The following is a 14,061-nucleotide window of genomic DNA, read 5'->3' as shown; positions in this document are numbered from 1 at the left end:
CTATGGCTCTAAAATAAAAATTTGGGTTATAGGCAAATGATTATTGTATCGTAATCAAGTAAAATTTGAAAAAAGTAATCGCCATCATCGGGGCTCGCCCTCAGTTTATCAAACACTTTGCGTTTGAGTCTGAAGTGAAAGATACCTTTCATCTTGTGACTGTACATACAGGACAGCATTATGATGAAAACATGAGTAAGGTATTTTTTGTTGAGTTGGGTATGAAGAAACCTGACTATCTCTTAAGATCGGGTGGTGGAAGCCATGGAGAGCAGACAGGTAAGATGATGATAGAGATCGAAAAAATTGTGCTTGACGAAAACCCGGATGCAGTATTGGTTTATGGGGATACCAACTCTACCCTGGCTGGTGCTCTGGTGGCTTCAAAACTACATATTCCTGTTTTTCATATCGAAGCAGGCTTGAGATCATTTAATAAAGAGATGCCTGAGGAGATCAATCGGGTGCTTACAGACCATGTCAGTGACATACTGTTTGTACCATCTCAATTAGCTGTAGACAATCTGCACAAAGAAGGCATCCGGGAAAATGTGCGCATCGTAGGCGACATCATGAAAGATCTGGTCATTAAATCAGTAAAATCCGGTTGGCTCAAACCTGTGGATAATGTATCAGAACCATATTATTATGCCACACTCCACAGACCATACAATACAGATGATAAAGATCGGTTGGTATACGTGTTGAATACATTGAGTGCTCTGGATAAAAAAGTTGTATTTGCTATACATCCCCGCACCAGAAATTTTATGAAGACCTATTACCTTTCAGAAAATAGTTACAGCAATATCAGATTTATCGATCCGCAAGGATATTTTAATAACCTGAGTTATTTGTTTTATGCTGACGGGTTGATCACTGACAGCGGTGGAATGCAAAAGGAAGCATACTGGCTTGGAAAAAAATGTATCACGATCAGGAAGGAAACAGAATGGACAGAAACGCTCGAAGACGAGGACAATGTATTGATGTTTTACGATCTTAGTGAATTGAAAGATAAAATCAAAACCAAAGCCATTTGCAAAAACAATGATTTATATGGAGATGGCTCGACCGGAAGCTGCATAGTGAGACAAATAAATGACTATTTTCTAACAAAAAGTAAATGATCTGGTAACAATAAAAGTAAAATTAACCATCAAGGACACAAAGATAATCACTAAGTACACTCAGAAATACCCCTTAGTGCTCTAAGTGCATCTCTCAGTGACCTAAGTGGTAAAATGAAAAAATAACCACTAAGCACACAAAGGTAACCACTAAGTATACTCAGAGAAAAATTACTTAGTGCTTTTAGTTGAATAAAACTTTGATGCAAACAATTTCCATATACCTAATGTTATCTTTTTAGTAACTTTTGTAAACCATACTTATGAAGAATAAGGTAAATTTTACCTATTGGTTAGAATCAGATGGAAAATATTTGGGATATTTAAATGATTATCCTGACCATTGGACACAAGGTGTTTCCATAGAAGATTTAAAAGAACATCTTCTGGATTTATTTAAAATGTTTACTGAAGGTAAAATAATAGGAATTAAAAAAGTGGAGGAACTCATTATTATATGAAGCGCAAAGATTTATTAAAAATCTTGAACAATAATAGGTGTATTCTTTTGCGAAATGGGTCGAAACACGATATTTATCACAATCCCCAAAAAGGTACTACTCAACCGGTACCTAGACACAATGAAATTAATGAAATCTTAGCAAAAAAGATCATTAAGGATTTGACCTGATATCACATCATAATAAGTTACCGTGACAACAACAAAAAAATCTTAGTGACCTTTAACGCTGAAGCTTCACAAGCGTGGTAAAAGATTAACAACTAAGCACACAAAGAAAATCACTTAGGACACTTAAAAAAATCTTAGTGACCTTAGTGGTAATATTAAATAACCTCAGTGATCTCTGTGTATCTCTTTGTGAACTTAGTGGTAAAATCCCAGTGACCTATAACGTGTGTGTATAACAAACTGCACAAATACTTAAATTCCCTCGCTACCCTCATTCCCTAAAGAGCCTGTCAAGCTACGCTTGAGACGACCCACGCCAATGCTTTCAATATTAGTGCTGGTCTCCCCTTTAAGGGGTTGGGGGTAAGTATAGGCAAATGTAGCAAGTTAATTTTTTTCACAAAAGTGAAATATGTTATACACACCTATAACTTTAAAGCGTCACACAAATGGTTAAATAAAATTAATGGTAAAAAAATCTCCTATGGAACTAACAAAAAAATATGTAAATCAAATAGCTTACCAGATCATAGGATGTGCCATTGAAGTGCATAAAGAGGTAGGCCCGGGTTTGTTGGAAAGTTTATATGAAGAGTGTCTTATATTTGAACTTTTGAATAACGGCTTACATGTTGTTTCCCAGCAACATATCATACCTACATATAAGGGAATAGAGTGCAAGACCAGGCTGAGATTTGATATTTTGGTAGAAGATGTGATATTAGTGGAAAATAAATCCACCAATGGATTTACTCCGATCGATCAGGCACAATTATTAAGCTATATGAATATTCTGGAAAAACCTAAAGGGCTCTTAATCAATTACAACGTTTTGAACATCACATCAGAAGGCCTGATTCCATTAGTGAATAGGTATTTCGAAAAGCTGAAAGACTAACCTTGGATGTAAAAGATTAAACAATAAGTACACTTAGAAATACCCCTTAGTGCTCTAAGTGCATCTCTCAGTGACCTAAGTGGTAAAATGAAAAAATAACCACTAAGTACACAAAGGTAATCACTAAGTACACTAAGAAATACCCATCAATGCTCTAAGTGCATCTCTCATTGACATCAGTGGTAAAAAAAAAGATTAACCACTAAGTACACAAAGGCAGACACTAAGTACTCTGAGAAAAAAACTTAGTGATCTTAGTGAAATTCTCAGTGACCTCAGTGGTAAAAAAAAACTTTGAACTATTTATCAAAGCATATCGTTTATTTTAAGACAAATTCAACTCATGGAAACCATCATCATAAAAGCTAAAAAGTCAAAGTGCAATATCATCAAGGATTTTCTCGATAAACAAAATGTGCAGTATGAGATTACATCTTCTGAAAAGGAAAAAAAGGATGAAAGCCCATATGATCCTGAGTTTGTAGAGATGGTTTTGAAAGCAAAAGAAGGAAAATCTACCAGGATAAATCCACAAAATATATGGGAAAGTATTTTGTAGACATTAAGGAAGAAGCAAAAATTCACTTTCGTAAAATATATAGATCCGGGGATCGGATGACTATTAAAAGAATAGAAAAAATTTTGCTCGAACTTTCAAATCATCCAAAAACAGGCGTAGGCAATCCCGAACCACTAAAATATAATCTATCCGGTTTCTGGAGCAGAAGAATTAATAAAAAAGACCGCATTATCTATGAAATTATCGAAGAGCCGGAAAGGCTGGTGGTGATTATCTCCGCTTTGGGACATTATTAATGTCAGGCTGTTAATTATAAACACTAAGTACACTTAGAGTTACGCTTTTGTGTCCTTAGTGCATCTCTTAGTGACCTTCGTGGTAAAAAATAACCAATAACCACACAAAGAAAATCACTTAGGACACTTAGAAAAAAACTTAGTGATCTCTGTGTACTTCTTTGTGATCTCAGTGGTAAAAAATTAACCACAGAAAACACAAAGGTATCCACTATGTACACTCTGAGAAAAAAAACTTAGTGATCTTAGTGAAATTCTTAGTGACCTTAGTGGTAATATTAAATAACCTCAGTGATCTTAGTGAAATTCTTAGTGACCTTAGTGGTAAAAAAGATAACTCATCGGGTTGTAAAATAAATCCTGAATGAAATCAATCAATGGGATTGGATTAACAAAAGACAACACCATAATAACAAATAAAAATGCTTACAGAATTAAAAAACAAATCAAAACTTATATCAGTTACCGGCCTTGGATACGTAGGACTACCATTGGCATTGGAGTTTGCCAGACATTTTAAGGTGATCGGATTTGATATCAATGAAGAGCGGGTAGCACTTATGAAGCAAGGTATCGACCCGTCCAAAGAGCTGGATGGCAGTGCATTTGATGGATGCGACATTGAGTTTACGACCAATCCCGCAGATCTTAAAAAAGCCCATTTCCATATCATAGGTGTACCTACAGACATCGACGAACACAAAGTCCCCAACCTGAAACCCCTGCTCGGAGCATCTGCCAGCGTAGGTAAGGCTCTGAAAAAAGGGGATATCGTAGTATATGAAAGTACCGTCTATCCTGGTTGTACCGAAGAAGACTGTGTACCTGTGATGGAACATGAAAGCGGACTAAAAGGTGGGATTGACTTTAAATTCGGGTATAGTCCTGAGCGTATCGTTCCGGGAGATAAAGTACGGACCCTCACAAAAATCCTGAAAATTGTCTCAGGGTGTGATGTTGAAACCAGAGAAACCATAGCTGAAGTGTATGACACGATCCTGGAGGCAGGTATATTCAGAGCATCATCTGTAAAGGTAGCTGAAGCTGCAAAAGTGATTGAAAATACACAGCGTGATATCAATATATCGCTTATGAATGAGCTGGCTATCATCTTTGACAGGATGGATATAGACACCAATGAAGTCATAGAAGCAGCCGGCAGTAAATGGAATTTTCATAAGTATCAACCCGGTCTGGTGGGAGGACATTGTATCAGCGTTGATCCCTTTTATCTTTTACACAAAGCAAAACAATTGGGCCTTGACCCACAGGTCATCGCTGCCGGTCGAAGGGTCAATGATTATATCCCGCACTTTATCGCTAAAAGAGTGGTGCAGACCCTGATAGAAAAAGGTAAAAATCCCGGACAATGCAAGGTGCTGGTCATGGGCATCACCTTCAAAGAAGATGTGGCCGATATCCGCAACAGTAAGGTAGTAGACCTGATCAAGGAGCTCATGTCGTATTCTCTGAATGTACACTTAGTCGATCCATGGGCTTCGGCCAACGAAGTCGCCCATGAATATGGTATCTCCATGCTTGATACGCCTGAAGGAAAATATGACGCCATAGTACTTGCGGTAGGACATCAGGAGTACAAAAGTTTGACAAAGGATGCTTTGCAAAACCTGTCCAACGGTGATCTTTTGCTTTTCGATATCAAAGGAGTCAAGGATGGAAGGGAGTTTGAAAACTATTGGAAATTGTAGATGATACTGATATTCGTCAAAGTCTTAATTGAAATTGACTAAATATATCTTCCGGTCTTTGAGCGGTTGTAAAATAAATTTTCCGATCATAACACCGGCATTAAAAAGTCCAAAATTCATAGACTTTGGACTTCATCACTTGCTTTTGTCAGAGGTTTACCTGACTTTGATGAAAAAAGAGGTTAAATGTTTACAAACAAGATAATTTAAAACAAAATCAAAATTTATAGTGTTAATTTACAGTAAATTATTGTAATTTAATTTACTTGACTTTAAGTTTAAAACTAAGAACATGTAAAATCATGATTAATATGGGCAGGCCCAAAGGGGAGTATCCGCCCACTGATTACCATTATGATAGAGCATGTCCAAAGTAAATAGTGGGCAGTTATTGTTTGAAGGAATCATAGGTAGTCAAAGTAAAGGAATAGACTTTCTTTAAAAATAAAAGAACCTCTACCATTAAAGCTTGTTTACTTAAATGCAATCAGCTGCCGTAATGTCACTGTATCATACCATATATTTTTTTAAAATAAAATCAACACAATGAAGACGTTAAAGTATATCATTACAAAAGAAGGGAAGTTTTATGTCTCCAGGTGTTTAAATGTTGAAGTATCTAGTTTTGGTAAAACGCTTGATGAAGCTAAATCTAATCTAAAAGAAGCGTTGGATTTATATTTTGAAGATAATAATGAAAGGTTTGATTTGCAAAACATCACAGAAACTATAATAGGTGAGATGAAGATAAAGGTTACATGACAAAACTTCCTTCATCCGAGAAAGTTATTTCAGTTTTATTAGATTATGGCTTTGTATTTAAAAGTCAAAAAGGTAGCCATCAAAAATACAAAAATAGAGAAAAAACAGTCATCGTGCCGGCTCCGCGAAAGCAAATACCTATTGGTACACTAAAGTCCATAAGCAAACAATCAGGAATAGCATATTCAGAATTTATCAATCTGTAAAAAACATAATTGCTCCAGATAAGATTAGCAGCGTAGTACGCAGTAAACGTCCTCATTAAGCTTGGGTTAGTACAAACGTCTCGTTTGAGAAAATGTAAAAAAGGTTTACGTATTACTCCTAAGTCATCTTCAATTGAGACAAAATGAATTTTATATTGATTTCTGTGCAAAATGGGATACATCCATAAATTTAGAGAAATGCATAAAATTTAGCATTGAAAAAAGGAGTAAACAACAAACACGACAAATTCTTTAAGGCAATGATGGAAGATAGGTCCGTCGCAACTGATTTTTTAAAGAAGTTTTTGCCTGCCACTGTCATTGACCTAGTAGATTTTGATACGTTTGAAAATGTTGGCGCAAGTTATATCACTGAAGATCTTAATGAGTTGTTTTCAGATTCCATCTTCAAATTTAAACTCAATGAGACCAAAGAAGAATGTTTTGTATCTGTATTGCTCGAACATAAAAGCAAACGCGATGATGCGACTGTTTTTCAAGTGTTAGGTTATCTAGCAAATGGATATAAACTTCAATATAAAAACAAGGAACCCAAGCGAATTATCCTACCTGTTGTTTACTACCACGGAAAGGGCAGGTGGAAATTAAGACAGTTGGATGATTATTTCAAGAGTTTCCCTTCTATTTTAAAATCATTTTTACCATCATATGATATGGTTTACATTGATTTGGTCAGATTATCTTCTGATAGTCTAGAATCGTTAACCAATGTATTTTTAAGGTCAGCCTTGATGGTTCAAAGACATAGTACCGATCCCAACTTACTTAAAAATGAAATAGAAAAGATATTAACGACCTTGTCCGACTCTACGGAGAGGAACTTTTTTTTCACAATCATTGTTTATGTCTTGGAAGTTTTAGAAGTAGACGAAAGTTATATTTTAGAAATTTCAGAAGGCATCACTCCAAATTTAAAAGATAAAATTATGAGTACATACGATCGTCTAATCGAAAAAGGAATAGGGCATAACAAGGTATCAACAAAAGCTTCAAAATTTCAAAAGACTCAAGATTCCAATAATCCAAAATTTTTTTAAATTCGAAGCTCACTCCAAATTAAAAAACAATAAAAGGAATTGAAAAAGGAATTGGAAAGGGCATCGAACAAGGTATCGAACAAGGTATCGAGCGAGGCATCGAACAGAAAACCATTGATGTCATAAGAAATTGTGTCAAAAATGACATAAAGATTCCAATGATCTCAAATATCACAGGATTGAGTGAACAGCGGGTAATTGAGATTATAAAAAGTTTGGGATTATGATCATGGGAGGAAACTAAAAGGGAGTTGGTGTTGGAGGTTTAAGGCTTGTTTATATCTTGGAAGTTTTAGAAGTAGATGAAAGTTATATTTTAGAAATTTCAGAAGGCATCACTCCAAATTTAAAAGATAAAATTATGAGTACATACGATCGTCTAATCGAAAAAGGAATTGGAAAGGGCATCGAACAAGGTATCGAACAAAAGACTATTGATGTCATAAGAAATTGTGTGAAAAATGACATAAAGATTCCAATGATCTCAAATATCACAGGATTGAGTGAACAGCGGGTAATTGAGATTATCAAAAGTTTGGGATTATGATCATGGGCTTCCAAATTTAATTGGAAGATGTAAAAAAAAAGGATGGTTATCATATCACAGAATTGAGTGAACAGCGGGTTGAGAATTTACCACTCTTTTGACGCTTTAGCTTTAAAAGAAGCGTTGGATTTATATATGTTGAAGATAATAATGAAAGGTTTGATTTGCAAAACATCAGAAAAACTATAATAGGTGAGATGAAGATAAAGGTATCATGACAAAACTACCTTCATCCGAGAAAGTTATTGCAGTTTTATTAGATTATGGCTTTGGCAAGACGCCTTATACATGACAACTCGACCTTGAGCTACGACGAGCAGAGTAAAATATTGAAAAATTCTCAATTTTGCACAATAAATATTCTAAATTATGCGCAATATATATTCTAAAATGCGCACAATGAGTTGTCTAAATTATGCACAATTCTAAAATTTATTCATACCTTTGATCTGAATTGATATAGGCCATTATGGGATATTTAAACCGAATCATAGAAAAGGATTTGATAGACAAAATGTCAGCTTCCGGTGCGGTGCTCATAAAAGGACCAAAATCGTGCGGTAAAACATTAACAGCAAAGCAATTTGCAAAAAGCGTTTTAGAAATGGACCGTGATAAACAGGTTCCGGTTATTATGGCAACAAATCCCAGGCTTTTATTGATAGGTGATGCCCCAAGATTGATTGATGAATGGCAGGAACAACCTGAGATTTGGAATTATATCAGGCACGAGGTAGACGATCGCAAAACAAAGGGCCAATTCATTCTTACAGGATCTGCCCATCCAAATGATGATGTCAAATTGCATAGTGGTGCAGGGCGGTTTACGGTTGTCCAAATGGATACGATGACCTGGCAGGAACTAGGTTATTCTACAGGCTTGGTGAAGGTCTCAGAATTGCTCCAAGGAACTGTGCCGGACTTCTTCGCTGAAGGAGTTTCGCTTGAATTCATTATAAATAAAATGCTGATAGGGGGATGGCCCACTTTATTAAATCAAAGCCAAAAAAATGCCATCCAACTGAACTGCGGCTATATTGATTTACTTTGTGAAGCAGATATGAGCAGAGCGACAGGGGTAAAACGCGACCCACGCAAAGTGCGTAGCTTAATGCGTTCTATTGCAAGGAACACAGCAACATTGGTAGATAACAAAACATTGGAGCAAGATGTTAAAACTTCTGATAGAAATGAGTTGTCGCGAAATACCATAGCCGAATATCTTGACGCATTGTCACGTTTAATGATTTTGTATGAACAACCCGCATTCAATCCTCATATTCGCTCAGCAGCTTCCTTGCGCAAGGCTCCCAAAAGACACCTGTGTGATACATCATTGGCTACAGCAGTATTAGGATTGGACGAAGAAGCTTTAATGAGAGATTTAAATTATACAGGATTTTTGTTTGAATCATTGGCTACACACGAGTTAAACGTATACGCCAAAGCAAATGATGCCCATGTTTTTCATTACCTTGATTCATACGGGCTTGAGGTTGACGCTATTGTACAGAAACGGAATGGTGATTACGCAGCTTTTGAAATAAAACTCGGCGTGGGTTATATTGAGGCAGCCGCCGAAAACTTAAAAAAATTTGCCATCAATATAGACACTACTAAAATGGAACTCCCAAAATCATTAAACATCATTACCGGAACAGGCATGAGCTATCGCCGACCGGACGGAATAAACGTGATATCGTTGGCTTCATTGGGAGCGTAAAAAAAATTACCACTGATGATGAAGATTGATTTCAATACATTTTCAAATAATAGCATGCTAAGGAATGCAGTCGAAAGGAAGATTGAAATCATCGGAGAAGCATCAAATAAAGTTCCGGGAGAATTCAGGAAAAATAATCCAGACATAGAGTGGAATAAACCTATTGCCATGAGAGCAATTATATTGAAGGAAGGTTTGGATAGGGCATTTGAATTTTATCATTCGTCATTATTACATATCTAAAGAAAAGCCCGAATAGTTTTGAAAGGTGAAATTGTTTTATATCAATTGGACAGTCATGATGACTTTCATATAGAAGTAAGGGTTGAAGATGAGACTGTTTGGCTCACACAGGCCCAGATGGCTGAATTGTTTGGTGCAACAAAACAAAATAAAAGTTTACACATTAACAATATTTTTCAAGAAGAAGAGCTGCAAGAACATTCAACCGTCAAGGATTACTTGACAGTTCGAAACGAAGGAGGAAGATCTGTCAACAGAAAATTACAATGATACAATCTTGATGTTATAATATCTGTTGGGTATAGAGTATAGAGTATAATCAAAAAATGGCACACAATTCAGAATATGGTCAAATTCGTTGAAAAGATAAAGAAAAAATCTTCGTGCACTTAGTGGTAAAAAAAGCTCAGTGTCCTTAGTTGTAAAACCAAAAACCACGGTGATAAAATTAAATTTTTGTTTTATTAAAAAAGTTACAAATTTTAAAGATAATTTTTATACTTTGGTATGTATTTTGGCCTAAATATTGGTGATTTATTATGAATATTAACGTTAATTTTGGTATTTCAAATGAATTGTCCTATTTTTGAGTAGTAATAAGTATTTACTTTCCATGACATTAACAAATCGAAAGCTAAAGTCCAAAATCAAAGACGAATTACTATATTCAAATAAGGTAATCATTGTTTTTGGTGCGAGACAAGTAGGGAAAACTACCCTGATAAAGCAAATCATTTCTGAATCTAAACTTTCGCACGTCTCAGTTAATGGGGAAGAGGCTGAAGTAAGCTATGCGTTTAACCAGCTTTCATACGACAGAATGATGGAGGTGGTAGGAAACAGCTCAGTCCTATTTGTAGACAAAGCTCAGACCATAGAGCATATAGGTAGAGCCATAAAAATATTGTACGACAAAAATCCTCATTTAAAAATAATATTGTCTGGATCCTCTTCATTTGAATTAGCCAACAAACTTCAAGAGCCCTTGACTGGCAGAAAAAAGGTATTTACCCTATATCCATTCTCTTGTGAAGAGTTAGTGGAAGATCATCTGACCCCTTTTGAGTTAAAACAAAAATTGAGTTCAATACTAAGATACGGCTTATATCCAGAAGTCTATAAGGCAACTGATTTGAAGACCAAACAAGAGGTCCTCAGAGAATTGAGTTCTTCCTATCTATATCGTGATATACTCATGCTTACTGAAATAAGACACCACAAAAAGCTGCATGATTTGCTAAAATTATTAGCACTTCAGGTAGGAAGTACAGTATCCATTCATAAACTGGCGATTGCCCTAAACCTAAATGCAAAAACCGTCGAAGATTATATCCTAAAGCTAGAACAAAGTTTTGTAATATTCAAACTACAGGGCTTTAGTAAGAATCTTTCAAAAGAAATATCAAAACAAGACAAAATTTATTTCTATGATATAGGTATTAGAAATGCTGTGCTTAATAATTTTCTTGATTTATCAAGTAGGAACGACAGTGGCAGCCTTTGGGAAAACTTCTTAATTTCTGAAAGAATGAAGACCAATGCTTGTCATCAATTTTATCCTAATACATACTTCTGGAGAACATATACCGGTGCAGAGATAGACTACATAGAGGAATCAAATACCGAAATAAAAGCTTATGAATTCAAATTTAATAATAAAACTGTAACAGCTCCAAAAACATGGAAGCAAGAATACGATTCTGCGTTCGAAACGGTGAATACAGATAATTATCTGAGTTTTATCAAAAAAGAAGATTAAACCTTCAATACCTGTTTATACAACGATACCGAAAATGAACACATAAAGAACCCTCCTGCTCTTTGTGGTAAAAAAAAACCTGATTATTTTAAAAAATCTTCTTAAGATCGAGTAACTTTACTACTCGTTTTCAGTCCAAAAGTGGTATCTTTTTTAACCCATTACAGATCAAGTACTTGCGACTTATCAGCGGCGAAGCCTTACAAATGATCTGATGCTGAAATGTTCAAAATAGCAGATAATCAGATCATTAAAAGAACTGCGGAACTGCTGAGATGAATGTTGTAAAAAAGAAAATGTACCAATTTTACAGTTCACCAAATCAATAAATCAGCCGTTTGGCAAATTGCCTAAATCCATAATAAAAAATTAAATGCAAAACATTTTAGTCACTGGTGGTGCAGGATTTATAGGATCCAATTTAGTTGCAGCCCTGTTTTTTTCTTTTTCAAATCTTAAATCAAAAACATTTAAAGGACTTCCGGGATTGATTGCAGACGCTCTGCCAGATGATTATGGCAATAGTGTCATAGATGAGTGGTTTTCCATAAGAGGTAAAACCGTAGAAATTACCCCAATAGATAGACTTTGTTATATTGGAAAGCGAGGTATGGGCGCTTTGGAATTCGAGCCTGTTAATGATGATGTGCTATTGAATGAATCTTCGGATATAGATATTCAAGAATTAGTGGCATTAGCACAACAAATTTTGGATAAGTGATCTGCTTTTAGCACTATCCTGGATAATAAAAATGAGCCCCTCATACAATTTAAGCAAGAAGCCTAAAGATACTGCATCTGAGCTTGGAAGTTACGACGGATTTAAGAGAATTCCAATGAATAAAAAAAATTATTGCACTGATAAGTGGTAAAGCAAACGCATTACGAATCGGATTGAAAAACAAACCGTTGTAGATCATTGTTATTGAGTTTATTAATTCATGTAAAGTCCAGCAAATATGGCCTTAGATATAAAAAAATCGAATCACCATTGATCCAAATATATGTTTTGGTAAACCAACTATCAGAGGCATGAGGTATTCAGTGGAGTTAATTCTCGAATTGTTATCAAGCGGGATGACTTATCAAGAAATTCTTGATGACTATCCGTCTTTAGAAAAAGAAGATATTTTAGCCTGCATCATGTTTGCTAATAACATAGTAAGATATAAAACTTTTCAGTACGCGGTCTAATGAAATTTTTGATTGACGCCCAAATTTCCTACAAAGTATCTAAATATTTTTCGCAAAAGGGATTTGATGTTATGCATGTTAATCAACTACCTCAGAGAGATAGAACACCTGATCATGAGATTATCAGATTTGCAGAAAATCAAAATCGGATTGTAGTAACTAAAGATAAAGATTTTATTAATTCCTACATAGTATCTGGCAAGCCAAAAAAATTACTTTACATATCAACAGGGAATTTAGACAATAATCAACTTTTAACTCTATTGAATGATAACTTAGTCAATATCCTGAATCATTTCAATACCTATTCATTTATCGAATTAAATTCAGAATTAATTGTTTTCCATGAATAAATTTTATCGTCTTTTGGCTTAGTAGCATAGGAGATAAAAAATGAATATCTCATTAAAGAAGTATCCCGATATCCGCAATACTAAGGTCATAGACATCTATCATGAACTCAAGACCTATAACCTGTACGTGGATATCTATGATCCGTGGGCCAATCCTGAAGAAGTCAGGCATGAATATGGAATCTCATCATACAATAAACTACCTGATACAAAATATGACGCAGTGATTTTGGCAGTGGCACACAAGACTTTTGAGTCACTACCTATAGAGAGCATAAAAAAGAACAAATCCGTGGTCTTTGATGTCAAGGCGGTGTTGCCAAAGGAGATGGTGGATGGGAGGCTTTAAATGTACCCTAGCAGTAAGCACTAGAAACCAACTTTAGCATTTTAAAAACAAAATTTTAAAATTCATAATTTTATTCAAAATAAAAATAACGATTTGGAAACTTTAATTGTAAAATCTAATTCTAAGGACATACATCTGTTAAAAGAACTCTTAAAGAAGATGAAAATAACATATACTATAGAATCGGAAGAAATAGATTCTTATAATAAAGAATTCGCTGATAAATTGGACAAAAGTATTCGGGAAGGACAAGAAGGCAAGATTCAGTTTATTAAAACTGAAGATTTGTGGAAATAGCTTATACTCAACAAGTTCTGTCTGACATAAAGTATTGGAAAGAGTAGAATAATAAATCAATCCTTCTTAAAATTACAAATTTGTTACATTCTATTGAACAAAACCCATTCAAAGGCATAGGCAAACCTGAACCACTAAAGTACAAATATGCGGGTTTGTGGAGTCCGCTAATGAGGTGGCTCACGAATATGGAATCTCTATGATCGATGCTCCTGTAGGCACATATGACGCTGTAGTGATCGCTGTTGGGCATAAAGAATACAGGCTTTTAAGTAAAGCTGATCTGGTGCAATTATCCAATGGCGAAGTGTTGCTTTTTGATATCAAAGGGGTAAAGAATGGTAAAGAATTCGAAAATTATTGGAAGTTGTGACTATGGCCCTTCA

Annotated in this window: 21 protein-coding genes; all 21 read left to right on the top strand. The window is 35.1% G+C overall.

Translation table 11 applies throughout. The features are described 5' to 3' along the window. Nucleotides 1–65 precede the first annotated feature (65 nt). The 21 genes from wecB (at nt 66) to IPK35_18355 (ending at nt 14,048) form a co-directional block, all read left to right on the top strand. The gene (gene wecB, locus IPK35_18455; GenBank protein MBK8055195.1) at nt 66–1,130 is read left to right on the top strand and encodes a UDP-N-acetylglucosamine 2-epimerase (non-hydrolyzing); all 1,065 of its coding nucleotides are present in this window, start codon (nt 66–68) and stop codon (nt 1,128–1,130) included. Between the two features lie 263 nt (nt 1,131–1,393). Then, entirely contained in the window at nt 1,394–1,591 is a 198-nt protein-coding gene (locus tag IPK35_18450; protein ID MBK8055194.1) for a type II toxin-antitoxin system HicB family antitoxin, read from the top strand. Beyond that, entirely contained in the window at nt 1,588–1,761 is a 174-nt protein-coding gene (locus IPK35_18445) for a type II toxin-antitoxin system HicA family toxin (GenBank protein MBK8055193.1), read from the top strand. Before IPK35_18450 ends, IPK35_18445 begins: the two co-directional genes overlap by 4 nt. A gap of 484 nt (nt 1,762–2,245) precedes the next feature. Beyond that, the gene (locus IPK35_18440; GenBank protein ID MBK8055192.1) at nt 2,246–2,659 is read left to right on the top strand and encodes a GxxExxY protein; all 414 of its coding nucleotides are present in this window, start codon (nt 2,246–2,248) and stop codon (nt 2,657–2,659) included. A 343-nt stretch (nt 2,660–3,002) separates the two neighbouring features. Continuing rightward, nucleotides 3,003–3,218, top strand: coding sequence for a hypothetical protein (locus IPK35_18435; GenBank protein ID MBK8055191.1), 216 nt, complete (start codon nt 3,003–3,005; stop codon nt 3,216–3,218). Then, nucleotides 3,200–3,475, top strand: a complete 276-nt coding sequence (locus IPK35_18430) for a Txe/YoeB family addiction module toxin (GenBank protein MBK8055190.1) — start codon at nt 3,200–3,202, stop codon at nt 3,473–3,475. Before IPK35_18435 ends, IPK35_18430 begins: the two co-directional genes overlap by 19 nt. A 422-nt stretch (nt 3,476–3,897) precedes the next feature. After that, entirely contained in the window at nt 3,898–5,184 is a 1,287-nt protein-coding gene (locus tag IPK35_18425; GenBank protein ID MBK8055189.1) for a nucleotide sugar dehydrogenase, read from the top strand. Between the two features lie 546 nt (nt 5,185–5,730). Continuing rightward, the gene (locus tag IPK35_18420) at nt 5,731–5,946 is read left to right on the top strand and encodes a type II toxin-antitoxin system HicB family antitoxin (GenBank protein ID MBK8055188.1); all 216 of its coding nucleotides are present in this window, start codon (nt 5,731–5,733) and stop codon (nt 5,944–5,946) included. Further along, nucleotides 5,943–6,152: a type II toxin-antitoxin system HicA family toxin gene (locus IPK35_18415; protein MBK8055187.1), complete on the top strand. Its 210-nt coding sequence runs from the start codon at nt 5,943–5,945 to the stop codon at nt 6,150–6,152. Before IPK35_18420 ends, IPK35_18415 begins: the two co-directional genes overlap by 4 nt. A gap of 215 nt (nt 6,153–6,367) precedes the next feature. After that, on the top strand, nt 6,368–7,210 hold the full coding sequence (locus tag IPK35_18410; protein ID MBK8055186.1) for an Rpn family recombination-promoting nuclease/putative transposase: 843 nt from the start codon (nt 6,368–6,370) through the stop codon (nt 7,208–7,210). Between the two features lie 283 nt (nt 7,211–7,493). Continuing rightward, the gene (locus tag IPK35_18405) at nt 7,494–7,757 is read left to right on the top strand and encodes a hypothetical protein (GenBank protein MBK8055185.1); all 264 of its coding nucleotides are present in this window, start codon (nt 7,494–7,496) and stop codon (nt 7,755–7,757) included. 469 nt (nt 7,758–8,226) lie between these two features. After that, entirely contained in the window at nt 8,227–9,480 is a 1,254-nt protein-coding gene (locus IPK35_18400) for an ATP-binding protein (GenBank protein MBK8055184.1), read from the top strand. 15 nt (nt 9,481–9,495) lie between these two features. Continuing rightward, entirely contained in the window at nt 9,496–9,723 is a 228-nt protein-coding gene (locus tag IPK35_18395; GenBank protein ID MBK8055183.1) for a DUF86 domain-containing protein, read from the top strand. Between the two features lie 18 nt (nt 9,724–9,741). Further along, a complete protein-coding gene (locus tag IPK35_18390; GenBank protein ID MBK8055182.1) occupies nt 9,742–9,993 on the top strand; it encodes a hypothetical protein in 252 nt (83 codons plus the stop codon). Between the two features lie 343 nt (nt 9,994–10,336). Then, nucleotides 10,337–11,482: an ATP-binding protein gene (locus IPK35_18385; GenBank protein MBK8055181.1), complete on the top strand. Its 1,146-nt coding sequence runs from the start codon at nt 10,337–10,339 to the stop codon at nt 11,480–11,482. A 373-nt stretch (nt 11,483–11,855) separates the two neighbouring features. Then, the gene (locus tag IPK35_18380; GenBank protein MBK8055180.1) at nt 11,856–12,203 is read left to right on the top strand and encodes a HipA N-terminal domain-containing protein; all 348 of its coding nucleotides are present in this window, start codon (nt 11,856–11,858) and stop codon (nt 12,201–12,203) included. Nucleotides 12,204–12,466: 263 nt separating this feature from the next. After that, complete coding sequence (locus IPK35_18375) at nt 12,467–12,676, top strand: DUF433 domain-containing protein (GenBank protein MBK8055179.1); 210 nt, start codon at nt 12,467–12,469, stop codon at nt 12,674–12,676. Beyond that, the gene (locus tag IPK35_18370) at nt 12,676–13,029 is read left to right on the top strand and encodes a DUF5615 family PIN-like protein (GenBank protein ID MBK8055178.1); all 354 of its coding nucleotides are present in this window, start codon (nt 12,676–12,678) and stop codon (nt 13,027–13,029) included. Before IPK35_18375 ends, IPK35_18370 begins: the two co-directional genes overlap by 1 nt. Before the next feature lie 40 nt (nt 13,030–13,069). Continuing rightward, the gene (locus tag IPK35_18365; GenBank protein MBK8055177.1) at nt 13,070–13,378 is read left to right on the top strand and encodes a hypothetical protein; all 309 of its coding nucleotides are present in this window, start codon (nt 13,070–13,072) and stop codon (nt 13,376–13,378) included. 356 nt (nt 13,379–13,734) lie between these two features. Further along, the gene (locus tag IPK35_18360) at nt 13,735–13,878 is read left to right on the top strand and encodes a type II toxin-antitoxin system YoeB family toxin (protein MBK8055176.1); all 144 of its coding nucleotides are present in this window, start codon (nt 13,735–13,737) and stop codon (nt 13,876–13,878) included. After that, a complete protein-coding gene (locus tag IPK35_18355; GenBank protein MBK8055175.1) occupies nt 13,833–14,048 on the top strand; it encodes a hypothetical protein in 216 nt (71 codons plus the stop codon). The genes IPK35_18360 and IPK35_18355 overlap by 46 nt, the downstream gene beginning before the upstream one ends. The last annotated feature ends 13 nt before the right edge of the window (nt 14,049–14,061 follow it).

Source organism: Saprospiraceae bacterium, from assembly GCA_016713025.1.
Lineage (GTDB): Bacteria > Bacteroidota > Bacteroidia > Chitinophagales > Saprospiraceae > OLB9.
Note: the sequence above shows the minus strand (reverse complement) of the source record. Positions and strands in the feature narration are given on the sequence as shown.